27 protein-coding genes are annotated in these 25,810 nt (G+C 71.0%); 11 read left to right on the top strand and 16 right to left on the bottom strand.

Annotated elements, in window-relative coordinates; translation table 11 throughout:
- Genes ACFYWS_RS06240 through ACFYWS_RS06230 form a run of 3 tightly spaced genes read left to right on the top strand, consistent with a single transcriptional unit; the run spans position 1 to position 2,779 of the window.
- Positions 1 to 1,143 carry an ABC transporter permease gene (locus tag ACFYWS_RS06240; protein ID WP_389270119.1) on the top strand — a complete coding sequence of 381 codons (1,143 nt, stop codon included), beginning with the start codon at positions 1 to 3 and terminating at the stop codon, positions 1,141 to 1,143.
- On the top strand, positions 1,140 to 2,396 hold the full coding sequence (locus ACFYWS_RS06235) for an ABC transporter permease (RefSeq protein ID WP_389270117.1): 1,257 nt from the start codon (positions 1,140 to 1,142) through the stop codon (positions 2,394 to 2,396). Before ACFYWS_RS06240 ends, ACFYWS_RS06235 begins: the two co-directional genes overlap by 4 nt.
- Entirely contained in the window at positions 2,393 to 2,779 is a 387-nt protein-coding gene (locus tag ACFYWS_RS06230) for a cytidine deaminase (protein WP_389270116.1), read from the top strand. Before ACFYWS_RS06235 ends, ACFYWS_RS06230 begins: the two co-directional genes overlap by 4 nt.
- A gap of 378 nt (positions 2,780 to 3,157) precedes the next feature.
- Here ACFYWS_RS06230 and ACFYWS_RS06225 read toward each other — a convergent pair whose 3' ends face one another.
- Positions 3,158 to 3,847, bottom strand: coding sequence for a DNA alkylation repair protein (locus ACFYWS_RS06225; RefSeq protein ID WP_389270114.1), 690 nt, complete (start codon positions 3,845 to 3,847; stop codon positions 3,158 to 3,160).
- A 152-nt stretch (positions 3,848 to 3,999) separates the two neighbouring features.
- Here ACFYWS_RS06225 and ACFYWS_RS06220 point away from each other — a divergent pair, with 152 nt between their 5' ends.
- Positions 4,000 to 5,277, top strand: a complete 1,278-nt coding sequence (locus tag ACFYWS_RS06220; RefSeq protein ID WP_389270112.1) for a thymidine phosphorylase — start codon at positions 4,000 to 4,002, stop codon at positions 5,275 to 5,277.
- A 39-nt stretch (positions 5,278 to 5,316) separates the two neighbouring features.
- On the opposite strand, the gene ACFYWS_RS06215 is transcribed toward ACFYWS_RS06220, so the two are convergent.
- Entirely contained in the window at positions 5,317 to 6,249 is a 933-nt protein-coding gene (locus tag ACFYWS_RS06215; RefSeq protein WP_389270110.1) for an AEC family transporter, read from the bottom strand.
- Between the two features lie 97 nt (positions 6,250 to 6,346).
- Between ACFYWS_RS06215 and ACFYWS_RS06210 the strand changes: the two genes are divergently transcribed.
- On the top strand, positions 6,347 to 6,778 hold the full coding sequence (locus ACFYWS_RS06210; RefSeq protein ID WP_389270108.1) for an STAS domain-containing protein: 432 nt from the start codon (positions 6,347 to 6,349) through the stop codon (positions 6,776 to 6,778).
- Here ACFYWS_RS06210 and ACFYWS_RS06205 read toward each other — a convergent pair.
- Both ACFYWS_RS06205 and ACFYWS_RS06200 read right to left on the bottom strand, forming a co-directional pair.
- Positions 6,689 to 7,666: a sigma-70 family RNA polymerase sigma factor gene (locus ACFYWS_RS06205; RefSeq protein WP_389270106.1), complete on the bottom strand. Its 978-nt coding sequence runs from the start codon at positions 7,664 to 7,666 to the stop codon at positions 6,689 to 6,691. The two genes, ACFYWS_RS06210 and ACFYWS_RS06205, sit on opposite strands and share 90 nt — an antisense overlap.
- A 92-nt stretch (positions 7,667 to 7,758) precedes the next feature.
- Positions 7,759 to 9,018 carry an MFS transporter gene (locus ACFYWS_RS06200; protein WP_389270104.1) on the bottom strand — a complete coding sequence of 420 codons (1,260 nt, stop codon included), beginning with the start codon at positions 9,016 to 9,018 and terminating at the stop codon, positions 7,759 to 7,761.
- 63 nt (positions 9,019 to 9,081) lie between these two features.
- Here ACFYWS_RS06200 and ACFYWS_RS06195 point away from each other — a divergent pair, with 63 nt between their 5' ends.
- Positions 9,082 to 10,059, top strand: a complete 978-nt coding sequence (locus tag ACFYWS_RS06195) for a LysR family transcriptional regulator (protein ID WP_389270102.1) — start codon at positions 9,082 to 9,084, stop codon at positions 10,057 to 10,059.
- Positions 10,060 to 10,111: 52 nt separating this feature from the next.
- On the opposite strand, the gene ACFYWS_RS06190 is transcribed toward ACFYWS_RS06195, so the two are convergent.
- Positions 10,112 to 10,864 carry an alpha/beta hydrolase gene (locus ACFYWS_RS06190; RefSeq protein WP_389270100.1) on the bottom strand — a complete coding sequence of 251 codons (753 nt, stop codon included), beginning with the start codon at positions 10,862 to 10,864 and terminating at the stop codon, positions 10,112 to 10,114.
- Between the two features lie 152 nt (positions 10,865 to 11,016).
- Here ACFYWS_RS06190 and ACFYWS_RS06185 point away from each other — a divergent pair, with 152 nt between their 5' ends.
- Both ACFYWS_RS06185 and ACFYWS_RS06180 read left to right on the top strand, forming a co-directional pair.
- Positions 11,017 to 12,183: an adenosine deaminase gene (locus ACFYWS_RS06185; protein ID WP_389270098.1), complete on the top strand. Its 1,167-nt coding sequence runs from the start codon at positions 11,017 to 11,019 to the stop codon at positions 12,181 to 12,183.
- Positions 12,184 to 12,331: 148 nt separating this feature from the next.
- Positions 12,332 to 12,664 (top strand): ATP-binding protein, encoded by a 333-nt coding sequence (locus tag ACFYWS_RS06180; protein ID WP_389270096.1) that lies wholly within the window; start codon positions 12,332 to 12,334, stop codon positions 12,662 to 12,664.
- 77 nt (positions 12,665 to 12,741) lie between these two features.
- Here ACFYWS_RS06180 and ACFYWS_RS06175 read toward each other — a convergent pair whose 3' ends face one another.
- From ACFYWS_RS06175 to afsQ1, 5 genes are all read right to left on the bottom strand, one after another.
- Complete coding sequence (locus tag ACFYWS_RS06175) at positions 12,742 to 12,942, bottom strand: PspC domain-containing protein (protein ID WP_389270094.1); 201 nt, start codon at positions 12,940 to 12,942, stop codon at positions 12,742 to 12,744.
- An 87-nt stretch (positions 12,943 to 13,029) separates the two neighbouring features.
- A complete protein-coding gene (locus ACFYWS_RS06170; protein WP_389270092.1) occupies positions 13,030 to 13,572 on the bottom strand; it encodes a VanZ family protein in 543 nt (180 codons plus the stop codon).
- Between the two features lie 54 nt (positions 13,573 to 13,626).
- A complete protein-coding gene (locus ACFYWS_RS06165) occupies positions 13,627 to 14,229 on the bottom strand; it encodes a hypothetical protein (protein WP_389270090.1) in 603 nt (200 codons plus the stop codon).
- Positions 14,226 to 15,815 (bottom strand): ATP-binding protein, encoded by a 1,590-nt coding sequence (locus ACFYWS_RS06160; protein ID WP_389270088.1) that lies wholly within the window; start codon positions 15,813 to 15,815, stop codon positions 14,226 to 14,228. Before ACFYWS_RS06160 ends, ACFYWS_RS06165 begins: the two co-directional genes overlap by 4 nt.
- Positions 15,812 to 16,489 (bottom strand): two-component system response regulator AfsQ1, encoded by a 678-nt coding sequence (afsQ1, locus tag ACFYWS_RS06155; RefSeq protein WP_389270086.1) that lies wholly within the window; start codon positions 16,487 to 16,489, stop codon positions 15,812 to 15,814. The genes ACFYWS_RS06160 and afsQ1 overlap by 4 nt, the downstream gene beginning before the upstream one ends.
- Before the next feature lie 275 nt (positions 16,490 to 16,764).
- On the opposite strand from afsQ1, the gene ACFYWS_RS06150 reads away from it, so the two are divergent.
- Positions 16,765 to 17,532: a SigE family RNA polymerase sigma factor gene (locus tag ACFYWS_RS06150; RefSeq protein ID WP_389270084.1), complete on the top strand. Its 768-nt coding sequence runs from the start codon at positions 16,765 to 16,767 to the stop codon at positions 17,530 to 17,532.
- Positions 17,533 to 17,725: 193 nt separating this feature from the next.
- Here the strand turns inward: ACFYWS_RS06150 and ACFYWS_RS06145 are convergent, their stop codons facing one another.
- Positions 17,726 to 18,358: a uridine kinase gene (locus ACFYWS_RS06145; protein WP_389270082.1), complete on the bottom strand. Its 633-nt coding sequence runs from the start codon at positions 18,356 to 18,358 to the stop codon at positions 17,726 to 17,728.
- Positions 18,359 to 18,483: 125 nt separating this feature from the next.
- Between ACFYWS_RS06145 and ACFYWS_RS06140 the strand changes: the two genes are divergently transcribed.
- On the top strand, positions 18,484 to 18,897 hold the full coding sequence (locus ACFYWS_RS06140; protein ID WP_389270080.1) for a hypothetical protein: 414 nt from the start codon (positions 18,484 to 18,486) through the stop codon (positions 18,895 to 18,897).
- A gap of 122 nt (positions 18,898 to 19,019) precedes the next feature.
- Here the strand turns inward: ACFYWS_RS06140 and ACFYWS_RS06135 are convergent, their stop codons facing one another.
- Genes ACFYWS_RS06135 through deoC form a run of 3 tightly spaced genes read right to left on the bottom strand, consistent with a single transcriptional unit; the run spans position 19,020 to position 22,336 of the window.
- Positions 19,020 to 19,928 carry an aldehyde dehydrogenase family protein gene (locus ACFYWS_RS06135; protein ID WP_389270078.1) on the bottom strand — a complete coding sequence of 303 codons (909 nt, stop codon included), beginning with the start codon at positions 19,926 to 19,928 and terminating at the stop codon, positions 19,020 to 19,022.
- A complete protein-coding gene (locus ACFYWS_RS06130; protein WP_389270076.1) occupies positions 19,921 to 21,372 on the bottom strand; it encodes an aldehyde dehydrogenase family protein in 1,452 nt (483 codons plus the stop codon). Before ACFYWS_RS06130 ends, ACFYWS_RS06135 begins: the two co-directional genes overlap by 8 nt.
- 7 nt (positions 21,373 to 21,379) lie before the next feature.
- Positions 21,380 to 22,336 carry a deoxyribose-phosphate aldolase gene (gene deoC / locus ACFYWS_RS06125; protein ID WP_389270074.1) on the bottom strand — a complete coding sequence of 319 codons (957 nt, stop codon included), beginning with the start codon at positions 22,334 to 22,336 and terminating at the stop codon, positions 21,380 to 21,382.
- 180 nt (positions 22,337 to 22,516) lie between these two features.
- Between deoC and ACFYWS_RS06120 the strand changes: the two genes are divergently transcribed.
- A complete protein-coding gene (locus ACFYWS_RS06120) occupies positions 22,517 to 23,137 on the top strand; it encodes a PH domain-containing protein (RefSeq protein ID WP_389270072.1) in 621 nt (206 codons plus the stop codon).
- 74 nt (positions 23,138 to 23,211) lie between these two features.
- On the opposite strand, the gene ACFYWS_RS06115 is transcribed toward ACFYWS_RS06120, so the two are convergent.
- Both ACFYWS_RS06115 and ACFYWS_RS06110 read right to left on the bottom strand, forming a co-directional pair.
- The gene (locus tag ACFYWS_RS06115; RefSeq protein ID WP_389270070.1) at positions 23,212 to 24,870 is read right to left on the bottom strand and encodes a phospho-sugar mutase; all 1,659 of its coding nucleotides are present in this window, start codon (positions 24,868 to 24,870) and stop codon (positions 23,212 to 23,214) included.
- Positions 24,871 to 24,959: 89 nt separating this feature from the next.
- The gene (locus tag ACFYWS_RS06110; RefSeq protein ID WP_389270068.1) at positions 24,960 to 25,784 is read right to left on the bottom strand and encodes a purine-nucleoside phosphorylase; all 825 of its coding nucleotides are present in this window, start codon (positions 25,782 to 25,784) and stop codon (positions 24,960 to 24,962) included.
- Positions 25,785 to 25,810 lie beyond the last annotated feature (26 nt).

Below are 25,810 nucleotides of genomic sequence, written 5' to 3'. Positions count from 1 at the left end.
ATGAACATCAGCAAGCGCTGGGATTCCGAACGGATCCTTCTCGCGGTGGCAGGACCGGTCATCGCCCTGGTCGTGGCGTTCGCCCTGACCGCGATCGTGCTCGTGGCCTCCGGCGAGAACCCCGTCGAACCGTTCTCCATCATGTTCGAGCAGGCGACGTTCTCCGACGTCCAGGTGCTCATCATCAATGACGCCGCCGGCCTCTACGTCGGCGCGCTCGCCGTGGCCATCGGCTTCCGGATGAACCTCTTCAACATCGGCGTCGAGGGCCAGTACCGGCTCGCCGCCTGCGTCGCCGCCATCGTCGGCGCGCACATCGCGTTCCCGGCCTTCCTCCAGATCCCGCTGCTCATCCTGTCGGCGGCCCTGACCGGCGCGATCTGGTCCGGCATCGCGGGCATCCTCAAGGTGACCCGCGGTGTCAGCGAGGTCGTCTCCACGATCATGCTCAACTCGATCGCCGCCTCGGTCATCGCCTATCTGACCCTGGAGGACGTCTTCGGGGTCGCCGTCGGCAACAACCGGACCACCGGCGAGATGGACAAGGCCGGCTGGTTCCCCGGCATCAACATGGGCGACGCGGTCGGCACCGTCTACGGCTTCGTCTTCGTCGCGATCGCCCTCGGCGTCGTCTACTGGGTCATGCTGAACCGCACCCGGTTCGGCTTCGACCTGCGCGCCTCCGGAGCCTCCGACACCGCGGCCGCCGCATCCGGCGTCTCGGCGAAGCGGATGGTCCTCACGGCCATGCTCCTGTCGGGCGCCGTCGCGGGACTCGCCGGGCTGCCGACGCTGCTCGGCTCGACGCACACCTTCTCCGACTCGTTCCCGGCCGCGCTCGGCTTCAACGCGATCACCGTGGCGCTGCTCGGCCGCAACAGCCCGGTCGGCATGGCGCTCGCCTCGCTGCTGCTGTCCTGGCTGTTCAACGCGGCCGACCCGCTGGACCTCCAGGGCTACAGCTCCGAGATCGCCACGATCATGCAGGGCCTCATCGTGATCGCCGTCGTCGTCTCCTACGAGGCCGTCCGCGTCTGGGGCACCCGCCGCCAGCAGCAGCGCGTCGGCGCCGAACTCGCAGCGGGCCACGTCCTCACCGCCTCCGCCACCAACGACCAGAAGCCGGAGGTGGCCGCCCGATGAGTACGGCTCCCGTTCTCGACAAGCCCGCCGCGCCCGCGGTCCGGCGCAAGCTCAGCCTCCCCGTCCTGCTCCTGATCATCGCGGGCCTGCTCTGTCTGGTCTCCGCGGTCCGCCTGATCACCGACGCGAACGGCCTGACCTCGGTCAGCCAGATGTCCACGGCCCTCCAACTCGCCGTCCCCATCGGCATGGCGGGCCTCGGCGGCCTGTGGGCCGAGCGCGCGGGCGTCGTCAACATCGGCCTCGAAGGCATGCTGATCCTCGGCACCTGGTTCGGCGCCTGGGCCGGCTACCAGTGGGGCCCCTGGGTCGGCGTGCTCGCCGCCCTCATCGGCGGGGCGCTCGGCGGTCTGGTGCACGCCCTCGCTACGGTCACCTTCAACGTCAACCACATCGTCTCCGGTGTGGCCATCAACATCCTCGCCCTCGGCGCCACCCGCTATCTCTCCGTCCTGATGTACGACGGGATGGAGGGCGCGACCTCCCGCCAGTCGCCCGCGGTGCCCTCGCTCGGCGAGTTCACGGTCCCGGGCCTCGCGGACGCCCTCGCCGACCTCAACAAGCACGGCTGGTTCCTGATCTCGGACGTCGCGGGCCTGCTCGGCGGCGTCATGACGGGCGTGTCGTGGCTGACGCTGATCGCGGTGCTGCTGGTCCCCGCCTCCTGGTGGATCCTGTGGCGCACGTCGTTCGGCCTGCGGCTGCGGTCCTGCGGCGAGAACCCGGTCGCGGCCGAGTCCCTCGGCGTCAACGTCATCAAGTACAAGTACCTCGCCGTGATCGTCTCCGGCGCCCTCGCGGGCCTCGGCGGCGCGTTCCTCTCCATGGTCTCCTCCAACTACTACCTGGAGGGCCAGACCGGCGGCCGCGGCTACATCGGCCTCGCCGCGATGATCTTCGGCAACTGGATGCCGGGCGGACTCGCCCTGGGCGCGGGCCTGTTCGGCTACAGCGACACGCTCAAGGTGCGCGGCGGCACGGAGAACACCCACGCGCTGCTCCTCCTCATCGCCATCCTCGCGCTCCTCGCGGTGGCCTGGCTGATCTGGAAGAAGAAGTACGTAGGAGGCGCCGTCACCCTCGCGGTCTCGATCCTCCTCTTCTTCTGGTACTCCTCCACCGATTCGGTACCGAGCCAGGTCGCCACGGCCATGCCGTACGTCCTGACCATGCTCGTCCTGGCACTCTCGGCACAGCGCCTGCGGATGCCGAAGGCGAACGGCAAGCCGTACCGGAAGGGGCAGGGCACGTGACGGTCGACTGGGAGCACCTGAGAGCGGCGGCGCGCGAGGCGATGTCCCGTGCGTACGCCCCGTACTCGGGGTTCCCGGTCGGTGCGGCGGCCCTGGTGGACGACGGCCGCACGGTCACCGGCTGCAACGTCGAGAACGCGTCGTACGGCCTCGGCCTGTGCGCGGAATGCGGCCTCGTCTCGCACCTGGTCGCCACGGGCGGCGGCCGCCTCACCCACTTCACGTGCGTGGACGGCAAGGGCGAGCTGCTGATGCCGTGCGGCCGCTGCCGCCAGCTCCTGTACGAGTTCGGGGGCGCGGACCTGCTGATGGAGACGGGGGCGGGGGTGCGGACACTGGGGGAGATGCTGCCGGAGGCCTTCGGCCCCGACGACCTGAACTGAACTGCCAGCCCGGGGCAGATCAAGCCCCAGCCCCGGGCTGGCAATTCAAGCCCGGCGGCGGGCGGGCAAAATCATCCCCCTGCGCCGGGTGGGCAAAATCATCCCCCTGCGCCGGGTGGGCAAAATCAGGCCCCTGCGCCGGGTGGGCAATTCAAGCCCGGCGGCGGGCGGGCAAAATCAGGCCCCTGCGCCGGGTGGGCAATTCAAGCCCGGCGGCGGGCGGGCAAAATCATCCCCCTGCGCCGGGCGGGCAATTCAAGCCCGGCGGCGGGCAGGCAAAATCAAGCCCCTGCGCCGGGTGGGCAAAATCAAGCCCCTGCGGCGATTGAGCAGCGGGGTCCGGGGCGGAGCCCCGTGACCGGGGAACGGTGCGGCGTGTCAGGAATCCCGCTCCTGCCGCCGAACCATCTCCGCAATCCACGCCGGCGCATACGGCGACGTACACCCCGCCGACGTCGGATAATCCTTGAGCACACCGAGCCGCTCCCCAATACCGACCGCACGGCCCCGGCGCCCGGGATGGGCGATCCCGATCTGCGCGAGGCACGTATTCATGGCCCACTGGAGCCGCTCCGGCGCACCCCGCATCTCCGCCTCGATCACATCGAGCAACCCCGCGAGGTCCAGCCCCTCCGGCCTCTTCGTCACGCGGTCCGCCGTCAGCGCCCACCCGGCACTCGCGACCACCGGATCCTTGTCGTCGAGCCAGGCGACGCGCAGCGCCTCCGCGTGCGGGCCCTTCTTCACCACGTAGTTGATGAGCCAGTCCTGCACCTTCGGGGCGCGCGCCTCGCGCAGCATGGCGTCCAACTCGCCCTCCCCGAACGCCTTCGGCCGGCAGACGAGGAGGGCGAGGAGCCGCGCCGCCGTGTCATCGGTGGCCCACAGCTCGACCGCGAGGTCCTGCCGCGTCTTGAGGCGCTTGGCGATGGCCCGCAGCTTGCTCAGATTCACGCCGTGGTCGTCGCCGTGCCGCTCGTTGACGGCGCGCGCCTTCGGGTCCTCAAGACCGGCCAGCTCGTCGAGCAGCTCGCGCACCGTCGTGGCCGGCGTCTCGGTCTCGGGCACTGCGATCTCCTGTTCGTCACGGAGCTCTCACGGTACGGCGGACCGAGGCCGACGGCACACTTCACGCAGAGCATCTATGCGCGTAGAGTCGCCGTGCCGTGGGAGCGTGGCCGGGTGCGCCGCGCTGCGTTCGAACCGTTGGAGGATTTGCCATGGACGTCATCTCCGTCATCCGTACGAAGCGAGACCGCGAGCGGCTCTCCGACGCGCAGATCGACTGGGTCGTCGACGCTTATACGCGGGGCGACGTGGCCGACGAGCAGATGTCGGCCCTCGCCATGGCGATCTTCCTGAACGGGATGGACCGCGCGGAGATCGCCCGCTGGACCGCCGCGATGATCAACTCCGGTGAGCGGATGGACTTTTCGGTGCTCGCGCGCCCCGCCGCCGACAAGCACTCCACAGGCGGCGTCGGCGACAAGATCACGCTGCCGCTCGCGCCGCTCGTCGCGGCCTGCGGAGCGGCCGTGCCGCAGCTGTCGGGGCGCGGCCTCGGCCACACCGGCGGCACGCTCGACAAGCTGGAGGCGATCCCCGGCTGGCGCGCGGACATCAGCAACGACGAGATGATGCGCACCCTGGAGGACGTCGGCGCGGTCGTCTGCGCGCCGGGCAGCGGCCTCGCCCCCGCCGACAAGAAGCTCTACGCGCTGCGCGACGTCACGGCCACCGTGGAGTGCATCCCGCTGATCGCCTCTTCGATCATGTCGAAGAAGATCGCGGAGGGGACGGGCTCACTGGTCCTCGACGTGAAGGTCGGCTCCGGCGCCTTTATGAAGGAGATCGGCCCGGCCCGCGAACTCGCCCGCACGATGGTCGGGTTGGGCGCGGACCACGGCCTGCCGACCGTCGCCCTCGTCACCGACATGAACACCCCGCTCGGCCTGACCGCGGGCAACGCCCTCGAAGTCCGGGAATCCGTCGAGGTGTTGGCGGGCGGCGGCCCCGACGACGTCGTCGAGCTGACCCTCGCCCTCGCCCGCGAGATGCTCGACGCGGCGGGACTGAAGGACGCCGACCCGGCGAAGGCGCTCGCCGACGGCCGCGCGATGGACGCGTGGCGGCGGATGATCGCGGCGCAGGGCGGCGACCCCGACGCGGCGCTGCCGACGGCCCGCGAGACGCACGTGGTGACGGCGGCGGAGTCCGGCGTCCTCACCCGTCTCGACGCGATGGGCGTGGGCCTCGCCGCCTGGCGCCTCGGCGCGGGCCGCTCCCGCAAGGAGGACCCGGTGCAGGCGGCGGCAGGCGTCGAACTGCACGCCAAGCCCGGCGACGCGGTCTTCGCGGGACAGATCCTCATGACCCTGCACACGGACACCCCCGAGCGGTTCGCGTACGCGCTCGAAGCGCTGGAAGGGGCGTACGACATCGCCCCGGCGGGCACCGGGTTCACGGCGCGGCCGATCGTGCTGGAGCGGATCGGCTGACCGCACGCCCAGGGGTGGCCGCCCCGGACGCCGGGCCGGTCACCCCAGCAGCGCCGCCACCACCACGAGCGCCGGCACCGACACCATCGTCGACAGCAGGATCGACTCCCGCGCCAGCCGCTCACCCACTCGGTAACGGCTCGAGTACGTGAAGATGTTCTGGGCCGCCGGAAGCGCCGACGTCACCACGACGTCGAGGAGCCGCGCCCCGTGCAGGCCGAACACGAAGGACGCCAGCGCCCACGCCGCCACCGGCTGGCCCACCGCCTTCAGCGCCGTCGACAGCAGCACCGGCACCCGGTCGTCGCTCCGGCCGCCCGGCCACGAACTCCCGCACAGCGAGATGCCGAACGCGATGAGGATCCCCGGCACCGACATGTTCGCGATGAGTTCCAGCGGGTCGAAGATCGGGGAGGGGACCGTGATCCCCGTGGCCGACACCAGCACGCCCGAGAGCGAACCGATCGCGACCGGGTTCCGGAACGGCGTGAGCAGCCGCTGGGCCCACGTCAGCCGCTCCGCACCGGACGACGCCTCCGACAGGTCGAGCACCGTCAGCGCGATCGGCGTCACGACGAGCTGCTGGAAGAGGAGGACCGGGGCGACGAGCGAGGCGTCACCCAGGACGTAGACCGCGATCGGGATCCCCAGGTTCCCCGAGTTCACCAACGACGAGCACAGCGCGCCGATCGTGGTCCGGCCCGTCCCCCAACCGCGTACGACGCCCACCGTGATGAAGATCCCGGCCATCGCCGCCGTGGAGAGCGCCGTGACCAGCAGGCTCGGCGAGAGGATCACGGCCAGGTCCGCCTTGGCCAGCATGGTGAACAGCAGCGCCGGGGACGCCACATGAAACGCCAGCCTGTTCAGGACCTCCCGGCCGCCCGCGCCCAGATAGCCGCGCCGCCCGATGACGTAGCCGACCGCGATGACGATCGCGATGACCGCGAAACCGTTGAGTACCCCCTGCACCCGTCAAGACTCCGTCGGATACGGATCTCCGGTCAACGTTGATCCACTATCCGAATCAACGTGACCGGGGCCACGCGCCCGGCTGCGGACGGGACCGATGAATTCCGCACCCCCGCGCGGTCATTCGTACGTGGCTGCTTCCTCGCTCTCTCCCGAGTCCTCGCCCGCCGTGGTGCTCGCCGGGCCGATCCGCTCCGGCGACGCACCCCGGCTGTGCGAGCGCCTCCGCGCCGTCCTGCCGGGCGCGCCGACCGTGATCTGCGACGTCTCCCGCGTGAGCACCGCCGACCTCACCACCCTCGACGCGCTCGCCCGGATGCAGCTCGCCGCCCGCCGCGCCGGGTCACGGATGGTGCTCCGCGACCCGCCCCCGGGCCTCGCCGTGCTCCTCGAACTCGCCGGGATGACCGAGGCGTTGGGCGCGCCCGCCCGCGAGGGGTCAGGCGTCGAGACGGTCCGGGACGCCGAACAACGGGAACCAGCGCTGCGTGTCCAGGAAGCAGTGGTACCCCGCGATCCGCCCCGCTGAGAACTCGATGACCTGGATCGCCCAGGGCGTGAAGCCCCCCTTGTCCGGATCCGGCTTGTAGTGGGCGAACGCCGGCGTCCCGTTCGACACCACCGGCAGCAGTCGCGAACCCGCGCAGGACGCGCCGATCGTGGTCATGAAGCCCGTGATGTCCTCGGGGCCGCGCAGCCACAGGTCGAACGGCGGCATCGTCATGATGGCGTCCTCGGCGAGCAGCGCGGTGAGCGCCTTCATGTCGTAGCCCTCGAACGCCGCGATGTAGCGCTCCAGGAGCTTCTGCTGCTCCTCGTCGAGCGGATCGGACGTCGCGGAGTCCGCGGGCGGGGCCTCCGCCAGCGTCGCCCGCGCCCGCTGAAGCGCGCTGTTCACCGACGCCACCGATGTGTCGAGCAGGTCCGCGACCTCCTGCGCCTTCCACGCCAGGACCTCGCGCAGGATCAGCACCGCCCGCTGCTTCGGCGGCAGCTGCTGCAACGCCGCGACGAACGCGAGCCGCACCGACTCCCTCGCCACGGCCGCCTCCGCCGGATCGTGCACCGTCGGCAGCACGCGGGCGTCCGGAACGGGCTCCAGCCACACATTGTCCGGCCGGGGGTTCAGCGCGGCCTGGGCGAGCGGGGCCGCCGCCGTCAGGTCCATCGGGCGGGCCCGCTTGTTCCCCGCGGTCAGCGAGTCCAGGCACACGTTCGTCGCGATGCGGTACAGCCAGGAGCGCAGGCTGGAGCGGCCCTCGAACTTGTCGAAGCTGCGCCACGCCCGCACCATCGTGTCCTGCACGGCGTCCTCGGCCTCGAAGGCCGAGCCCAGCATCCGATAGCAGTAACCGGTCAGCTCCACCCGGTGTTTTTCCAGGTCGTCGAGCCCGGCCTGTGTCGCGGTGTCACTCATGTTCAACGCCCCCATCGCCGCTGTGAGTTCCAGCACGACGAAAGCTACCGCAGCCCACTGACAACGGCCCCCCGACCGGGAAAAGGCGCAGGTCAGACGGTGGCGGTCCGGGCCGCGTACGTGCCCCACACGGTGATCGCCACGACGCCGAGCACCGCGACGAGGCCCAGGCCCACCGTTCCCGACCAGCCCGCCGCGTGGAAGGCGACGGCGCCGACGGCCGAGCCGACGCTCGACCCGACGTAGTACATGGTCTGGTACAGCGCGGAGGCCTGCGCCCGCCCGTGCGTGGCGGTGTGGCTGACCGACGACGAGGCCGTCGCGTGGCCCGCGAAGAAGCCCGCCGTGATCAGCACCAGCCCGAGCAGCACGGACACGATGTTCGGGACGAGGGCCAGCAGCAGCCCCGCCATCGTCGTACCGGCGGCCAGATACAGCGTGCCGCGCCGCCCGAGCCGCGTGACGAGGCGCCCCGCGGCGGCCGAGGAGAGCGTCCCCACCAGATAGACGACGAAGATCGAGCCGACGACGCCCTGCGGGAGGGAGAAGGGCGCCGCGGACAGCCGGTAGCCGATCACCGTGTAGACCCCGCCGAACACCATCATGAACAGCGCGCCGATCAGGTACAGGCGACGCAGCAGCGGGTTCGCGAGGTGACTGCCGACCGTGGCGGCAAGAGCGCGCGGGCGCAGTGACCCCGGCGTGAAGTGGCGCGGCGCCGGCAGCAGCATCCGGAACGCGACGGCGCACGCCACCGCGATCACACCGATCACCCCGACGGCCACCCGCCAGCCCCAGGCCTGCGCGAGCCAGCCGCCGATGATCCGGCCGCTCATGCCGCCGATGGAGTTGCCTGCGACGAACAGTCCGATGGCCGCGACCAGCGCCTTCGGCCGTACCTCCTCCGCGAGATACGCCATCGCGGACGCGGGGAGCCCCGCGAGGGCGGCGCCCTGAAGCGCGCGCAGCGTGATCAGCGAGCCGAGGTCCGGAGCGAAGGGAACCAGGAGCCCCACCGCGACCGCCACCGTCAGCGAGGCGGTCATCACGGTGCGCCGCCCGAACCGCTCGGACAGCGCGCTCAGCGGCAGCACGCACACCGCGAGCGCGAAGGTCGAAGCGGACACCGTCCACGCCGCCGCGCTCGCGCTCGCGCCGTAGCCGTCGGAGATGAGGGGGAGCAGCGCCTGTGTCGAGTAGAGGAGCGCGAAGGTGGCGACTCCGGCGAGGAACAGGGCGAAGCTCATGCGGCGGTAGCCGGGGCCGCCGGGCGTCAACCGGGTGTCGGCGGCGGGCTGGGTGTCGGCGACCGCGTCGAGGGAGGCGGTCGCCTGGCTACTGGCAGGTGACATGTCCCGAACGTAGGCTCACCTGCGTTCATGCGTCCAATGCATGAAGAGGCCATAATCGTTCCCATGCAGCATGAGCAGAGGTCGGCGCGGCGCTTGTCACCGCTCAGTGACGCGGAAGACATCGTCGCGCTCCTCGCCCCGCGCCTCGCCCACTTCGCCGGGGTCGCCCGCACCGAGCACGTCACGCGCGCGGCGCAGGAGATGAACGTGCCGCAGTCCACGCTCTCCCGCGCCCTCGTCCGCCTCGAACGCGACCTGGGCGTCGACCTGTTCGCCCGGCACGGCCGCACGGTGTCGCTGACCCCCGCGGGCCGTACGTTCCTCTCCTCGGTGGAGCGCGCGCTCGGCGAGATCGAGAAGGCCGCGGAGTCGGTGCGCGCCGACGCCGACCCGGAGTCCGGCAAGGTCGCCTTCGGCTTCCTGCACACCATGGGTACGGAGACGGTGCCCGGCCTGATCCGCGCCTTCCGCGCCGAGTACCCCCGCATCCGCTTCAGCCTCGTGCAGAACTACGGAGAGGCGATGCTGGAGCGGCTGCGCGCGGGCGAGCTCGACCTGTGCCTCACCTCGCCCGTCCCGGACGCGCCGGGCCTGGTCGCGCGCCGCCTCGACGAGCAGCGCCTGCGCCTCGTCGTCCCGGACCACCACCGCCTCGCCACGCGTAAGCGCATCCGCTTGGAGGAGGCCGCCGAGGAAACCTTCGTCACCCTTGAACCCGGCTACGGGCTGCGCCGCATCTGCGACGACCTGTGCGCCGAGGCCGGGTTCACGCCGCGGATCGCGTTCGAGGGCGAGGAGGCGGAGACGCTGCGCGGCTTCGTCGCGGCAGGGCTCGGGGTCGCCCTGCTGCCACCCCCGACGGTGCCGCGCCCGGGAGTCGTGGAACTGGCGGTGACGGGCCAGCGGGCGGTGCGCGAGATCGGCGTGGCGTGGCTGGACGGCCACCCGGACACACCCCCCGTAGCGGCCTTCAAGAAATTCCTGCTGTCCCGCAGGGGCAGGCTGCTGCCGGAGCACGCATCAAGCCCCGCCGGCGATTGAGGCGCGTGGCCCGGGGCAGAGCCCCGCGACCGCAACCACGGTCCAGCCACACTCAGAGCGTGCGCCCGAAGCCCGCCGCCAACGGCATCCGCAACCCCAACGGCGGCGGCGCCGCGAACGCGTCCCGGAGCGGGCGCGAGAACGGCTCCCCGAACAACGTGCCCAGCACGAAGTCCACAGCCAGGGAGGCGACTTCGAACCGGTGCTGCGCCAACCCGTGCCCGTCCGAGTGCACCTCGAACCGGCACACGTCACGGTTCGCCTTCTTCGCCCGGCCCGCGAGCCGGAAGGACAGCTCCGGGTCCGTACGCCGGTCGTCGGTGCCGTGCACGATGAGGACCCGGCGGCCCGCGAGCTGCTTGACCGGTTCGAGCGGCGCCGCGACATCGTCCTCCGGCAGCCAAGGGGCAAGCGCCAGAACGGAGTTGACGGCCTCGTGGCCGCCCGCGTGCAGTGCCGCGCGGCCGCCCATGTCGATGCCGGCGAGGCAGATCGGTACGTCCCCGTAGCGGCGCACGACCTCGTCGGCGGCCCACCGGGCGTCGCGCGCGAGTTCGGCCTGCGTCTCGTTCCAGCCGCGGCACCGGTACTGCACGACATGCGAGACCAGGCCCGCCTCCCGCCCCGCGCGCGTGAGGCGGCGCGCGAGCGGGCGCAGCGCGGCCCGGTCGACCGGGGAGGGTCTGCGGTTCGACGTCTCCTCGCCCGCGGGGAGCAGCAGCACGACACCGCCCACCGCTCCCGGCACCGGCCCGGCCGCCTTGGCAAGCCGCGCCTCGCGGCCCTGCGTCGCTCGCTGCTGCATGACAGCACAGTGTCAGAAGCCCGGCGCACGACGCCGGTGGACGGGTCACCGTTGCGTATCGACGGATCATGCCCGGACGTTCCTGGTGACCGATCGCAACGAACCGGCAACGAACCGCAGCGATCTACGCGCGTAGGAGTTAGAGTGCGGAAATGACGAGCCCGATCACCGCGAACCCCAACAGCCCCCGGGTGCCGACCGCCGAGCAGATCCGCCGCGCGCCCAAGGTGCTCCTGCACGACCACCTCGACGGCGGGCTGCGGCCCGGCACGATCGTCGACCTGGCACGCGAGCAGGGATACGAGAACCTGCCGGAGGCCGACCCCGACAAGCTCGGCGTCTGGTTCCGCGAAGCGGCCGACTCCGGTTCGCTGGAGCGGTACTTGGAGACGTTCAGCCACACCTGCGCCGTCATGCAGACGCGTGAGGCGCTGTTCCGGGTCGCCGCCGAGTGCGCCGAGGACCTCGCGGAGGACGGCGTCGTCTACGCCGAGATCCGCTACGCGCCCGAGCAGCACCTGGAACAGGGGCTCACCCTCGAAGAGGTCGTCGAGGCCGTCAACGAGGGCTTCAGGGAGGGCGAGCGGCGCGCGAAGGCCAATGGCCACCGCATCCGCGTGGGCGCGCTGCTCACGGCCATGCGGCACGCGGCCCGCGCCCTGGAGATCGCCGAACTCGCCAACAGGTACCGGGATCTCGGTGTCGTCGGCTTCGACATCGCGGGAGCGGAGGCCGGCTTCCCGCCCACCCGCCACCTCGACGCCTTCGAGTACCTCAAGCGGGAGAACAACCACTTCACGATCCACGCCGGCGAGGCCTTCGGCCTTCCGTCCATCTGGCAGGCCCTCCAGTGGTGCGGCGCGGACCGGCTCGGGCACGGCGTGCGCATCATCGACGACATCAAGGTGGCGGACGACGGCAGCGTGCAACTGGGCCGCCTCGCCTCGTACGTGCGCGACAAGCGGATCCCGCTGGAGCTGTGCCCCTCGTCGAACCTGCAGACCGGCGCCGCGAGTTCCTACGGGGAGCACCCCATCGGCCTGCTTCGGAAGCTGCATTTCCGTGCGACCGTCAACACGGACAACCGTCTTATGTCCGGTACGTCGATGAGCCGCGAATTCGAGCACCTGGTCGACGCGTTCGGTTACTCGCTCGACGACATGCAGTGGTTTTCTGTCAATGCGATGAAGTCAGCATTCATTCCTTTCGATGAACGACTGGCGATGATCAATGACGTCATCAAGCCCGGATACGCCGAGTTGAAATCCGAATGGCTGTTCCGTCAGACCGCTTCCACCAGCGGTTCTGTCGTCGAGTAGAGCCTCTTGAGGGGATGTTGACGCGGTCGGGAACGATTGTTCCCGACCATTCTTCCCGGCGGTTCGCTGTTTGCGGGCGCAGCGAAGGCATGTTTACGGTCTTGGACCGCTCATTCCCCCGTCATCGTTCAAGAGGACGCATTTCACCATGAAGCACTCTGCTGCCAAGACCCTCGGTGTCGCCGCTCTCGGAGCCGCTTTCGCCGCCGCCGGTGCCGGTGCCGCGAACGCCGCCCCGGCCGCCCCCGACGCGACCGACGCCGTCGGATCCGTGACCTCCGCCCTCCCGCTCCAGGACGTGGCGTCGACGCTGCCCGCCGGTGCCGAGACCATCGCCGCCGGTCAGGGCGCTGTGGCCAACGGCCTGAGCACGGCCACCCCCGTCGTCGGCCAGGCCGCGAAGGGCGCCCTGCCGCTCGACGGCGCCGACCCGGTCTCCGGGCTGCTCGGTGGCCTGCCGGTCGGCGGTCTCGGCGGCTGACCCGACCCACGCACACGCCGAAGGGGCGCACCCGCGATCACGCGGATGCGCCCCTTCGGCGTGGATACGGACGGACGTCACCAGGCCTGGCGGACCTTGTTCTCACTCGGGAACAGGATCCACAGCACGATGTAGAGCAGGAACTGCGGGCCCGGCAGCAGGCACGAGACCAGGAAGATCACGCGCATCGTGGTCGCGGAGGTGCCGAAGCGCCGTGCCAGCGCTGCGCACACTCCGCCGATCATCCGTCCGTTGGTGGGGCGGGCAAGGGCGGTCATGGTGGGGCTCCTTCGCGAACCGTATGTCTTCGGTGTGTCCTGCTTACCTCTTCGACGGTACGGCGATCAACCGGGCAAAACGTCAGCTCACGGGGCGACGCCGACCCTGGGAATCGTCGGGGTCGGACCCTGAGCCGGCTCCTGCGCGGGGAGGGGACCGGGCTCGGCCCCACGGCGGAGCCGGGCGCGCAGCAGGGGCACCACGAGGAGGTGGGCGAGCGCGACGCCCACCGTGTTCAGGAGCAGCGAGTCGACATCCACGACCTGCCCCGGCACACCGGTCTGGAGCAGTTCGATGCCGAGCGAGATCAGTGCGGCCATGGCGACCGTGCGCACAAGCGAACCCCACAACGACACGTACAGGCGGCCGCCCGCGACGGGCAGCAGTATGCCGAGCGGGGCGAGCAGCGCCAGGCCCTCACCGAGGCTCAGCACCGCCTCGCGCCAGCCGAGCGCGAGGTCGGAGCGGATGCCGGCCAGGGGATGCAGGTTCGCCGCGCTGACCCAGGGCACGTCCAGGGGGCGCAGCGTGAACCAGGCAACGAAGAGGAGATGCGCGGCGAGAAGGGTGATCCCTGCCGCACGGAGACGGACGGCGGACCTGTGGCCGCTCGAGCGATGGCGCTGCACGCCCCCCTAGACGCCGGACGCGGGAGGATCGGTTCCGCCGAGGTCGGGCGTTCGTCAGTTCAACGTTCTCGTCGGGGCCGGGATCAGGCCCGGACGGGCCTTCAGGGCCTCCGAGCAGGCGTATTCGCGGGGCGCCGAGGCGTCCGGGCCGCCGAGGACGACGTGCTCGTCGTCCTCCGCCGTGACCTCGCTGTTCGCGAACGTGCAGATCACCTGGGACAGGGTGTACGGCGACAGATCGCCCGGCGGCGCGTTCAGTCGCAGCGTGTCCGCGGGGTCGCCCTCGCGCGGGCCCGAGACCTTGAGGCCGGAGCGGACATCCGTCGTGTAGCCCGCCCGCTTCTCCTCACCGGAGGGAGCCGCCTCCAGCTGCGCCAGGAGCTCCCGGGCCACCACGACCCGGTCGGAGGCCTGGCCGCGCTCCAGCGTGATCGTCCGGTCGACCGTGACCAGCTGCGACGTACAGACCAGATAGACCTGCACCGGGAACTCGCCGCCCGCCTGCGCCCCCACCTTGTCCGAGCCCGACAGGGAGCAGCCCACGCGCGTGGGCGCGGCGCCGAAGTCGGTCGGCACCTCCGTGGGACGGATCCCGCATCCGGTGAGCAGGGCCGAGGCGAGGCCGATGAGGACCCATGGGCGTACCCGTCGCGTCACCGCGCGGCACCGCCTTCCCGCGCTTCCTCGGCGTCCTCCTCCGTGGTGGACGCGAGCGTCCCCGCGCCCTGCGGCAGGTGGAACGTGAACACGGCTCCCCCTTCGGGGGAGTTGGCGGCGCCGATCCGGCCCCCGTGGATCCGGGCGTTCTCCATGGCGATGGACAGGCCGAGGCCGCTGCCCTCCGAGCGGGGCCGCGAGGCGCTCGCCTTGTAGAAGCGGTCGAAGACGTGCGGCAGGACGTCCTCGGGGATGCCCGGACCGTGGTCACGTACCGAGATGACGACCTCGGAGCCCTCGCCACGGCCTGCGTCGGGTTCCACCCGCACCGAGACGCGCACGGGGGATCCGCCGTGCTTGAGCGCGTTGCCGATCAGGTTCGCGAGGATCACGTCCAGGCGGCGCGGGTCGAGGCGGGCCGTGATGCCGCGCTCGGCGTCGAGTTCGACGGCGTCGAGCCAGGCGCGGGCGTCGATGCAGGCGGTGATCTGGTCGGCGAGGTCGACGTCGTCGAGGACGAGCTTGGCGCTGCCCGCGTCGAAGCGGGTGACCTCCATGAGGTTCTCGACGAGGTCGTTCAGGCGCCGGGTCTCGCTGACCACGAGACGTACGGCCGGTTCGATCATGGGGTCGACCGAGCCGGTCTCGGCGTCGAGCTCCTCCTCCAGGACCTCCGTCACCGCGGTGATCGCGGTCAGCGGCGTGCGCAGCTCGTGCGACATGTCGGCGACGAAGCGGCGCGAGGACTCGTCGCGGGAACTCATGTCCGCGACCTTCTTCTCCAGGTTCTCCGCCGTCTTGTTGAACGTACGGGAGAGCTCCGCGAGTTCGTCCGTGCCGGACACGCGCAGACGTGTGTCGAGCTTGCCCTCGCCGAGGCGGCGCGCGGCGACCCCCAGGCGGTGCACGGGCTTGAGGACCGTCGTCGCGGCGGCCTGCGCGAGCAGCGCGGAGCCGATGAGCGCGAGCGCGGTGGCGATGCCGAGCGACCAGGCGAGCGAGCCGAGGTCCTTGGCCTCCGGCTCAAGGGACTTGAGCATGTAGCCGGTCGGCCCGTCGTCCACGGTGGCGCCGCCGACCAGGTACGGGGTGTCGTCCTGCGTGATCCGCTGCCAGTACAGGTGGTACGCGTGCTTGTTGCCGCCGTTGATCGGCTGCTTCTCGGTGACCGCGTCCCGCAACGACTTCGGCACGTCGGCGACGGTGAAGGCGTCCAGGTCGGAATTGCCCACGACCCGTCGGCCGTTCTCGTCCTTCGCCATGAGCATCACGCTGAAGTGCTGGCTGCTGCCCGCCATCAGGTTCGCCGCGTGCTGCAACTCGCCCTGTGTGGGCTCCTCGGGCAGCGCCGCCGCCCGGTTCTGCATCTCCTGCTTGAAGTCGCTGAGCGCGGAGTCCTGCGTGCGCGTGAGCACGGCCTCACGGTTGAGCCAGTACGCGATCCCCGACGCGGACACCGCGGCCGTCAGGGCCACGAGCGCGAACACGACGACCAGGCGCAGCCGCAGGCTGGTGAAGCGCAGTCCGGCGAGCAGCGCCTTCTTCGCGGCGGCCGTGCCCCGGAGCTTGTCGTGCGGTTTCGTCACTGAGGCGTGTCCAGCCGGTAGCCGACACCACGCACCGTACGGATCAGCGTCGGCGACGACGGCACGTCCTCGATCTTCGCGCGCAGCCGCTGTACGCAGGCGTCGACGAGCCGCGAGTCACCGAGGTAGTCGTGCTCCCACACAAGGCGCAGCAACTGCTGCCGGGACAGCGCCTGTCCGGGCCGCCGGCTCAGTTCGAGCAGCAAGCGCAGCTCGGTGGGCGTCAGTTGCAGGTCCTCGCCGTTCTTCGTCACCGTCATCGCGGCACGGTCGATCACCAACGAGCCGAACGAGGCGGCGTCGTTGGCCTCCCGCTCGCCGCGCCGCAGCACCGCGCGGATCCGCGCGTCGAGCACGCGCCCCTGCACCGGCTTCACTACGTAGTCGTCGGCACCGGATTCGAGACCCACCACGACGTCGATGTCGTCGCTGCGTGCGGTCAGCAGGATGATCGGCAGTTGGTCGGTGCGCCGGATGCGCCGGCACACCTCGAAACCGTCGATGCCGGGCAGCATCACATCGAGGACGATCAGATCGGGCCGCTGCTCGCGCAGCGACTTCAGACCGTCCTCTCCGGTGGCAGCGGTGGCGACCCGATGGCCCTGGCGCGTAAGTGACAGCTCCAGGGCCGTACGGATGGCGTCGTCGTCCTCGATCAGCAACAGGGAAGGCACGAGCGCCATTCTGGCCCATCAGGGGCCTTCAGTTCGACCGAGTGTGCCCTTCAGGTGCGGGGAAGAGGCCCGGGGAAGGCCCCGGGGGAGGCCGGGCGGATGCCTGCGGGCCCGATTCCTCCACGCCTGCTCCGCAATGCGGGAGCCGCTGTGACAGGCCTGTGACAGTCGACGGACACCGTCATGAACTCGGACCGGCAAGCTTCTGTTCATCGCGAAGAACGACCGCGACGACGGCTCAGAACTATTCGGTACTCCACGACGGGGGGCGCGAGATGAACACGCTGCACAGCACCACCTCAAGCGCGGTTGTCACGCGTCTGCACGACATGGGCCGAGTGGCTTCGGAGCGTCACGAGAAGTCCGGTGCCCTGAGCGGGCGGGGGTGCGTTCGAGGCGCCGGGCGTCAGCACACCGGGTTCATGACGGTGGTTGACCAGCGGGGAACGGTGACCGAGGGGGGTCACGGGGGAGCCGCGTACAGGGAGGACTCGGGGGAGAAGCAGCGCCGGACGTCCTTGTCGGAGGCCGAGTTCACGGCTTACGTCCAGGAGCGCCGCTCCTCCCTGTACGCGACCGCCTACCACCTGACCGGTGACCGGTTCGAGGCCGAGGACCTGCTGCAGAGCGCACTGTTCTCGACGTACCGCGCCTGGGACCGGATCAGCGACAAGGCGGCCGTGGGCGGCTACCTGCGCCGCACCATGACGAACCTGCACATCAGCGCGTGGCGCCGCCGCAAGCTGAACGAGTACCCGACCGAGGAGCTGCCGGAGACGGCCGGCGACACGGACGCGATGCGCGGCACCGAGCTGCGCGCGGTCCTGTGGCAGGCGCTGGCCCGGCTGCCCGAACTCCAGCGCACCATGCTGGTCCTGCGCTACTACGAGGGCCGTACGGACCCGGAGATCGCGGAGATCCTCGACATCAGTGTCGGCACGGTGAAGTCCAGCATCTGGCGCTCGCTGCGGCGACTGCGCGACGACGAGGTGCTCAGCTTCGGCCGTGACCAGGAGGAGTCCTTCGGCGAGCTCGTCGCCTGAAGGGTGGGGGGAAGCACGGGGGAGCAGTAGGGGGGGAGTGAGCGGGACCGGAAGGCCGGGGGGTCTTTCCGGTCCCGTTCCGTTTTTTTGAACCCCTGCGCCGGGTGGGCAAATCAAGCCCCTGCGGCGCTTGGGCAGCGGGGTCCGGGGCGGAGCCCCGAGGCGTCAGCCCGGTGCGGGCCAAGAGTCCCGGTTACGTGGCACGCGCCTTCACACACCGGCCCGCCGCGGCCGCCGCCACCCTGCCCAGCGCCTCCTCCTTGCCGCACGCGTGCGCGCCGAGCGCCACCTGGCGGGCCACGATGGACCGCTCCGTACGCATCAGGCGCCAACCGCGGCGCAACAGGAACGGCACCGACTTGCGGCCCTCCTTGAGATCGCGCAGCAGCCGGCGGCGGAACGTCGTCGACGGGCGGCCGCGCAGGCACAGCGCGTCGGCGAGCACCCCCACGTCCCGGCAGCGCTCCACGATGTCCGCCGCGAAGATGCCCTCGGCGATGAACAGCGGCGTGCGCTCGATGTCCAGCGTCTCCTCGCCCACGCGCGAGCTGGAGGAGATGTCGTAGACGGGAACGCTCGTCCGGCCCTTCGCGCACAGTGCCACGATCGCGGCGACCGCGGCCTCGGCGTCCCAGGACAGCGGCGAGTCCCAGTCGATGTCCGAAGTGCCCCGCACCAGCGGGAGCGTGGGGTCCCCCGCCTCTTTGTAGAAGTCGTCGAGGCACAGGACGGGCAGCCCGGAGCGGGCCGCGAAGGACGACTTGCCGGAGCCCGAGGGGCCGCAGAGCAGGACGACCCGCGTAGGTATCGGAGGATGCGAACTCACGAGAGACCAGTGTGAGGCATGACGACCCTGCCGCCTCCCCGCGTGGTGTCGTTGTGGCACGCGCCACGCCAACTACCCTGTGTACCCACATGATTACACTGGCGAAAGGTTTCGGGCGGAACACCATGGCACGACACGCAGCCCACAAGTCCTCATCCTCCGTACGGCGCACCCTGATGCGCGTCGGACTCACCGTGAGCGCGGCCGGTGCGGTCGTCGCCGCGGGTGGCGCCTCCGCGAGCGCGGCGCCGATCCCGCTGCCGCAGACGTCGACCGGCGACTCCAACATCGACGGGGCGGCCGAGGGCGTCTCGACGGCGCTCAACTCGGCCACGTCGAACGGCCTCGGCACGCTGAAGACGCTGCCCCTGGACCCGCTGGCCGGGACCGGGGTCGATCCGCTGGCCAACTCGATCGGTACGCAGGTCGCGGACTTCGCGCCGGTCAGCACGGCGTCCATTACCGGGCCTGTGGCTTCCGGGGCGTCGCTGGAGGAACTGCCCGTGGTGGGGCCCGTGACGAGTGTGCTGCCGGGCTGAGTCCCAGGCCTCGGGGCTCCGCCCCGGACCCCGCTGCTCAAGCGCCGCAGGGGCTTGATTTGCCCACCCGCCGCGGGGGCTTGATTGTTGCCCACCCGCCGCATCGGCGGGTGGGTCTGCCATTAGTACGCCGAGCCGGACGCGCCCAGTGAACCCGTCGGGTGCCAGACCGTCTTGGTCTCCAGGAAGTACGTCAGGCGGTCCGTACCCGGGTCCGCCGTGAAGTCGTCCACAGGCTGTGGACGGCGTACGCGCTTCAGGTTGTCGGCCGCCGCGATCTCCAGCTGCTTCGCCAACTCGGCGTCGGCGCCCGTCAGATCGATGCCGTTCACGTCCTGGTGCGCGGCGAGCGAAGGCGCGATCTCCGACGCCTTGCCGGACAGGATGTTCACGACGCCGCCGGGCACGTCCGAGGTCGCGAGGACCTCGCCGAGGGAGAGGGCGGGGAGCGGGGACTTCTCGGACGTGATCACCACGACCGTGTTGCCGCTCGCGATGACCGGGGCGATCACCGAGATCAGCCCGAGGAAGGACGAGTCCTGGGGTGCCAGGACCGCGACGACGCCGGTCGGCTCGGGTGTGGAGAGGTTGAGGAACGGCCCGGCGACGGGGTTCGCCCCGCCGACCACCTGGCCGATCTTGTCGGTCCAGCCCGCGTACCAGACCCAGCGGTCGATGGCGGCGTCCACGACGGCCGCGGCCTTCGCTGTGCCTGATTTCGAAGACGTGCCCAGGCCCTCCGCCGCGGAGACCTCGCGCACGAACTGCTCGCGGCGGCCCTCCAGCATCTCGGCGACGCGGTACAGGACCTGGCCGCGGTTGTACGCGGTCGCGCCCGACCAGGCGCCGAACGCCTTACGTGCGGCGACGACGGCGTCGCGGCCGTCCTTGCGGGAGGACAGCGGCGCGTTGGCCAGCCACTCGCCGCTCTTGCCATCGGTCACTTCGTACACCCGGCCGCTCTCGGAACGCGGGAACTTCCCGCCCACGTACAGCTTGTAGGTCTTGAGAACTGTGAGTCGGTCAGACATCGAGGTACGCCTCCAGGCCGTGGCGACCGCCCTCGCGGCCGAAGCCCGACTCCTTGTAGCCGCCGAAGGGCGAGGTCGGGTCGAACTTGTTGAACGTGTTGGCCCAGACGACCCCGGCGCGGAGCTTGTTCGCGACCGCGAGGATGCGCGAGCCCTTCTCCGTCCAGATGCCCGCCGACAGGCCGTACTGCGAGTTGTTGGCCTTGGCGACGGCCTCGTCCGGCGTGCGGAAGGTGAGCACGGACAGGACCGGGCCGAAGATCTCGTCGCGGGCGACGGTGTGCGCCTGCGTGACGTTCGTGAAGAGCGTCGGCGCGAACCAGTAGCCGGACGAGGGGAGTTCGCAGGGTGCCGACCAGCGCTCGGCGCCCTCGGCCTCGCCCTGCTCGGTGAGCGCGGTGATCCGGGCCAACTGCTCGGCCGAGTTGATGGCGCCGATGTCCGTGTTCTTGTCCAGCGGGTCGCCGAGGCGCAGGGTGCCGAGGCGGCGCTTGAGCGCGTCGAGCAGCTCGTCCTGGATCGACTCCTGGACGAGGAGGCGGCTGCCCGCGCAGCAGACCTGGCCCTGGTTGAAGAAGATGCCCGTGACGATGCCCTCGACGGCCTGGTCGATGGGGGCGTCGTCGAAGACGATGTTCGCGCCCTTGCCGCCGAGTTCGAGCGTCAGCTTCTTGTCCGTACCGGCGACGGTGCGGGCGATCTCCTTGCCGACGGCCGTGGAGCCGGTGAAGGCGACCTTGTTCACGTCGGGGTGGGCGACGAGCGCCGCGCCCGAATCGCCGTACCCGGGAAGGATGTTGACGACGCCCTTCGGCAGGCCCGCCTGGCGGCAGATGTCCGCGAAGAAGAGGGCGGACAGCGGGGTCGTCTCGGCGGGCTTGAGGACCACCGTGTTGCCGGTCGCGAGCGCCGGGGCGATCTTCCACGCCAGCATCAGGAGCGGGAAGTTCCACGGGATGACCTGGCCCGCGACGCCCAGCGGCTTCGGCGCGGGACCGAAGCCGGCGTGGTCGACCTTGTCGGCCCAGCCCGCGTAGTAGAAGAAGTGCGCGGCTACGAGGGGGAGGTCGGCGTCCCTCGTCTCCTTGATCGGCTTGCCGTTGTCGAGCGTCTCCAGGACCGCGAGTTCGCGGCTGCGCTCCTGGATGATGCGCGCGATCCGGAAGAGGTACTTTCCGCGCTCGGCGCCCGGCAGCGCGGACCACTTCTCGAAGGCCTTGCGGGCCGCCTTCACGGCGCGGTCCACGTCCGCCTCACCGGCCTGCGCGACCTCGGAGAGGACCTCTTCGGTCGACGGCGAGACGGTCTTGAAGACCTTGCCGTCGGCGGCCTCGGTGAACTCGCCGTCGATGAACAGCCCGTAGGAGGGCGCGATGTCGACGACGGACCGCGACTCGGGGGCCGGTGCGTACTCGAACACAGATGTCTGCTTTTCCATAGTCATGGGGTTCTCAGTCCATCGTCACGTAGTCGGGACCGGAGTAGCGGCCTGTGGCCAGCTTCTGACGCTGCATCAACAGGTCGTTCAGGAGGCTGGAGGCGCCGAAGCGGAACCAGTGGTTGTCGAGCCAGTCCTCGCCCGCGGTCTCGTTCACGATGACCAGGAACTTGACGGCGTCCTTGGAGGTGCGGATGCCGCCCGCGGGCTTCACACCGACCTGTACCCCGGTGGCGGCGCGGAAGTCGCGAACGGCTTCGAGCATGAGGAGGGTGTTGGCCGGTGTCGCGTTGACCCCCACCTTGCCCGTGGAGGTCTTGATGAAGTCGGCCCCGGCCAGCATGCCGATCCAGCTCGCGCGGCGGATGTTGTCGTACGTCGAGAGCTCACCGGTCTCGAAGATGACCTTGAGCCGGGCGGCGCCGGAGGCCTCCTTCACCGCGCGGATCTCGTCGTGGACCTTCATGTAGTCGCCCGCGAGGAAGGCGCCACGATCGATGACCATGTCGATCTCGTCCGCCCCCGCGGCCACGGCCTCCCGTACGTCCCCGAGCTTCACCTCAAGGGCGGCGCGGCCCGCCGGGAAGGCGGTCGCGACGGAGGCGACCTTGACGTCCGAGCCGGCGACGGCGGCCTTCGCGGTGGCCACCATGTCGGGGTAGACGCAGACCGCCGCCGTGCGCGGCGCGGTGCGGTCGGTGGGGTCCGGGTGGACCGCCTTCGCGCCGAGGGCCCGGACCTTGCCCGGGGTGTCGGCGCCTTCCAGGGTCGTCAGGTCGATCATCGAGATGGCCAGGTCGATGGCGTACGCCTTCGCCGTGCTCTTGATGGAACGGGTCCCGAGCGAAGCGGCGCGCGCCTCGAGGCCGACCGCGTCGACGCCGGGCAGTCCCTGCAGGAACCGGCGCAGGGTGGACTCGGACGTGGTGGCGTCGGCCAGTGCGTGGGCTTTGGCGGGTGCAGTGGGCATGGTCACGAGGGGAGCATATCTACGCGCGTAGCGGCTTGTACAGGTCGGGGGTGACGGTTCGCGGCGCCGTGGTTGACGTCTCGGGGCTCTGCCCCGGACCCCGCTGCTCAAGCGCCGCAGGGGCTTGATTTGGCTCGGACGGGCTTAATCGGGCTTGACTCGGTCGGGCACAATCTAGGCATGACGAGCAGCCAGACCACGCCTCCGCAGGCACGTGACCGGATCTATCGGTCTCCCGCCGGTATCGCCGGTGGTGTCGTGTTGATCCTGGTCGGGGCGTGGCTGGGGAGCGACGCCGTGGTCAGCGGGGGCGGGCGGACGCCGTGGACGGTGCTCGCCGGGCTGTTGTTCGTGGTGCCGCTCGTCGTCGCGTTCACCATCCGGCCGGCCGTCTTCGGGAACGAGGAGCGGCTGCGCGTGCGGAACCCGTTCCGTGACGTCACGCTGCCGTGGTCCGCGGTCTCGGGCCTCAAGTCCGGGTACTCGAACGAGGTCGTCGACGAGGCGGGCACCAAGTACCAGCTCTGGTCCATCCCGGTGTCGCTGCGCGGACGGCGCAAGGCGCAGCGCCAGCAGCTGCGCACCGCCAAGGGGGGCCGCACACCCATGGGGGCCAGTGGCCTGCCGGTGACCGTGCCGCGTTCGACCGGCGATCAGACCATGGCCGAACTGCGCGAACTGCACGAGACGCACGCCGCGTCCGAGGCCGCCCAGGGCACCCCCAAGGTCCGCTGGGCGTACGAGATCATCGCCCCGGCGCTCGTGGGTGCGGTGCTCCTGGTCGTCCTCATCGCGCTGTAGTCCAAGCCCCTGCGGCGTTTGAGCAGCGGGGTCCGGGGCGGAGCCCCGGGAGCGCAACCCCGGCTACCGCCGAACTAGATACCCGCCGCCACCGCGAGATCCCGCTTGATGGCAGCAAGCCGCTCCACCGCGGTGGCCCGAGCCGCGGGCAACCCGTCCCGCCCCCCGGCGACCGCGACCACGACCTCCAGGTAACACTTCAGCTTCGGCTCCGTGCCCGACGGCCGCACCACGACCCGCGCCCCGTCAAGGACGTACCGCAGCCCGTCCGTGGGCGGCAGCCCACCCGCGCCCTCGGCGAGGTCGTCCGCCCGGGTGACCGGGAGCCCCGCCAGCTCGACCGGCGGAGCCTCCCGCAGGCGCCGCATCGCGTCCGCGATGACCGACAGGTCCTCGACCCGCACGCTCAGCTGGTCCGTGGCGTGCAGCCCGTGCGCGAGCGCCAGGTCGTCGAGCGCGTCGAGGAGCGTACGGCCCTGCTCCTTCAGCACGCTCGCCAGCTCGGTCACGAGCAGCGCGGCCGTGATGCCGTCCTTGTCGCGCACGCCCTCGGGGTCGACGCAGTAGCCGAGCGCCTCCTCGTAGCCGTAGCGCAGGCCCTCGACACGGGCGATCCACTTGAAGCCGGTCAGCGTCTCCTCGTACGGGAGTCCCGCCGCCTCGGCGATCCGGCCGAGCAGGGAGGACGAGACGATCGACTCGGCGAGTACGCCGCTCACGCCCCGCTTGACGAGGTGTGCGGCAAGGAGCGCGCCGACCTCGTCGCCGCGCAGCATCCGCCACGCGCCGCCGTCGGGCACGGCCACCGCGCAGCGGTCCGCGTCCGGGTCGTTGGCGATGATCAGGTCCGGGGTCTCGCTCTGCGCGCGGGCCGTGGCGAAGGACAGGTCCATCGCCCCCGGCTCCTCCGGGTTGGGGAACGCGACCGTGGGGAAGTCCGGGTCGGGCTCGGCCTGTTCCGGTACGAGCACCGGCTCGGGGAAGCCCGCGCGGGCGAAGGCGGCGAGCAGCGTGTCCTTGCCGACGCCGTGCATCGCCGTGTAGACGGCGCGGGCGCCGCGGGGCGACCCCGGCGCCAGGACCGCGTCCGTACGCGCCAGGTAGGCCTCCAGGACGTCCTCGCCGAGCGTCTCCCAGCCCGACTCCGCGCGCGGCACGTCGTGCAGCGACGCCACCGCGTCGATCTCGGCGGCGATCTCCGCGTCGGCTGGCGGCACGATCTGGGAGCCGTCGCCGAGGTACACCTTGTAGCCGTTGTCGCGCGGCGGGTTGTGCGAGGCCGTGACCTCCACGCCCGCGACCGCGCCCAGGTGCCGTATGGCGAAGGCGAGCACGGGGGTGGGCAGCGGGCGGGGGAGGACCGCGGCGCGCAGCCCGGCCCCCACCATCACCGCCGCCGTGTCGCGTGCGAAGTCCGCCGACTTGTGCCGCGCGTCGTAGCCGATGACGACCGGCCCGTCCGTCTGGCCCTTGGCCTTCAGATACGCCGCCAGGCCCGCGGCCGCGCGGATGACCACCGCGCGGTTCATCCGCATCGGGCCCGCGCCCAGTTCGCCGCGGAGCCCGGCCGTGCCGAACTGGAGCGTGCCCGCGAAGCGCTCGCCGATGGCCTCCAGGTCGCCCGCCTCGATGAGCTTGGCCAGTTCCTCGCGGGTCTCCGGGTCCGGGTCCTCCGCCAGCCAGGTCTTCGCCCGGTCGAGCGGTGCGCTGCCAGATACGGTCACGGTTCGCATTCCTTCAGACGGTTCAGACGGAGGGTTCAGAGAGACGGTTCAGACGTATGGATACGGCGGCGGTCCCGGCGGCGGGACCGGGCGAAGGATCAGATCTTCGCGAGAACCTTGGTCAGCAGGTCACCCATGGCGGAGGCCGAGTCGCGGCCCGCCTGGAGGACCTCTTCGTGGTTGAGCGGCTCGCCGGAGAGGCCCGCCGCCAGGTTCGTCACCAGGGAGATGCCGAGCACCTCGGCGCCCGCCTCGCGGGCCGCGATGGCCTCCAGGGTGGTGGACATGCCGACCAGGTCGGCGCCGAGGATGCCGGCCATCCGGACCTCGGCGGGGGTCTCGTAGTGCGGGCCGGGGAACTGGGCGTACACGCCCTCTTCCAGGCTCGGGTCGATCTCCTGGCACAGCGCGCGCAGCCGCGGCGAGTACAGGTCGGTGAGGTCGACGAAGTTGGCTCCGACGATCGGCGAGGTCGCGGTCAGGTTGATGTGGTCGGAGATGAGCACCGGCTGGCCGGGACGCATGCCCTGACGCAGACCACCGCAGCCGTTGGTGAGCACGATGGTCTTGCAGCCCGCGGCGGCGGCCGTGCGCACGCCGTGCGCGACGGCGGCGACGCCGCGGCCCTCGTAGTAGTGCGTACGGCCCAGGTAGACCAGGGCGCGCTTCTCGCCGACCTGGTAGGAGCGGACCGTGCCGCCGTGGCCCGCCACCGCGGCGCCGGTGAAGCCAGGCAGCTCGGTGAAGGGGAACTCGGCGGCGGGCTCGCCCAGCGCCTCGGAGGCGGGCGCCCAGCCGGAGCCCATCACGAGGGCTACGTCGTGGGTCTCGGCGCCCGTCAGCTCGCGCAGGCGCGCGGCGGCGGCGTCGGCGGCGGCGTAGGGATCGCCCTTGAGGTTGTCCGGAGTAAGGGAAGCGTTCACGCCGACGAGGGTAGCCTGTCGTTGCC

The organism is Streptomyces sp. NPDC002795, assembly GCF_042888725.1.
In the GTDB taxonomy this organism is placed as follows: Bacteria; Actinomycetota; Actinomycetes; order Streptomycetales; family Streptomycetaceae; genus Streptomyces.
The sequence above is the reverse complement of the archived record's forward strand: the minus strand, read 5'-3'. Positions and strand labels throughout refer to the sequence as shown.

Excerpts from the sequence above, each read along its gene's own strand:
- ACFYWS_RS06240 (WP_389270119.1), top strand. The coding sequence starts at position 1 with ATGAACATCAGCAAGCGCTGGGATTCCGAACGGATCCTTCTCGCGGTG.
- ACFYWS_RS06140 (WP_389270080.1), top strand. The coding sequence starts at position 18,484 with ATGGCACGACACGCAGCCCACAAGTCCTCATCCTCCGTACGGCGCACC.
- ACFYWS_RS06185 (WP_389270098.1), top strand. The coding sequence starts at position 11,017 with ATGACGAGCCCGATCACCGCGAACCCCAACAGCCCCCGGGTGCCGACC.
- deoC (WP_389270074.1), bottom strand. The coding sequence starts at position 22,336 with ATGCCCACTGCACCCGCCAAAGCCCACGCACTGGCCGACGCCACCACG.
- ACFYWS_RS06190 (WP_389270100.1), bottom strand. The coding sequence starts at position 10,864 with ATGCAGCAGCGAGCGACGCAGGGCCGCGAGGCGCGGCTTGCCAAGGCG.
- ACFYWS_RS06220 (WP_389270112.1), top strand. The coding sequence starts at position 4,000 with ATGGACGTCATCTCCGTCATCCGTACGAAGCGAGACCGCGAGCGGCTC.
- ACFYWS_RS06210 (WP_389270108.1), top strand. The coding sequence starts at position 6,347 with ATGAATTCCGCACCCCCGCGCGGTCATTCGTACGTGGCTGCTTCCTCG.
- ACFYWS_RS06120 (WP_389270072.1), top strand. The coding sequence starts at position 22,517 with ATGACGAGCAGCCAGACCACGCCTCCGCAGGCACGTGACCGGATCTAT.
- ACFYWS_RS06115 (WP_389270070.1), bottom strand. The coding sequence starts at position 24,870 with ATGCGAACCGTGACCGTATCTGGCAGCGCACCGCTCGACCGGGCGAAG.
- ACFYWS_RS06130 (WP_389270076.1), bottom strand. The coding sequence starts at position 21,372 with ATGACTATGGAAAAGCAGACATCTGTGTTCGAGTACGCACCGGCCCCC.
- ACFYWS_RS06200 (WP_389270104.1), bottom strand. The coding sequence starts at position 9,018 with ATGTCACCTGCCAGTAGCCAGGCGACCGCCTCCCTCGACGCGGTCGCC.
- ACFYWS_RS06175 (WP_389270094.1), bottom strand. The coding sequence starts at position 12,942 with ATGACCGCCCTTGCCCGCCCCACCAACGGACGGATGATCGGCGGAGTG.
- ACFYWS_RS06235 (WP_389270117.1), top strand. The coding sequence starts at position 1,140 with ATGAGTACGGCTCCCGTTCTCGACAAGCCCGCCGCGCCCGCGGTCCGG.
- ACFYWS_RS06180 (WP_389270096.1), top strand. The coding sequence starts at position 12,332 with ATGAAGCACTCTGCTGCCAAGACCCTCGGTGTCGCCGCTCTCGGAGCC.
- ACFYWS_RS06135 (WP_389270078.1), bottom strand. The coding sequence starts at position 19,928 with ATGTCTGACCGACTCACAGTTCTCAAGACCTACAAGCTGTACGTGGGC.
- ACFYWS_RS06205 (WP_389270106.1), bottom strand. The coding sequence starts at position 7,666 with ATGAGTGACACCGCGACACAGGCCGGGCTCGACGACCTGGAAAAACAC.
- ACFYWS_RS06150 (WP_389270084.1), top strand. The coding sequence starts at position 16,765 with ATGAACACGCTGCACAGCACCACCTCAAGCGCGGTTGTCACGCGTCTG.
- ACFYWS_RS06195 (WP_389270102.1), top strand. The coding sequence starts at position 9,082 with ATGCAGCATGAGCAGAGGTCGGCGCGGCGCTTGTCACCGCTCAGTGAC.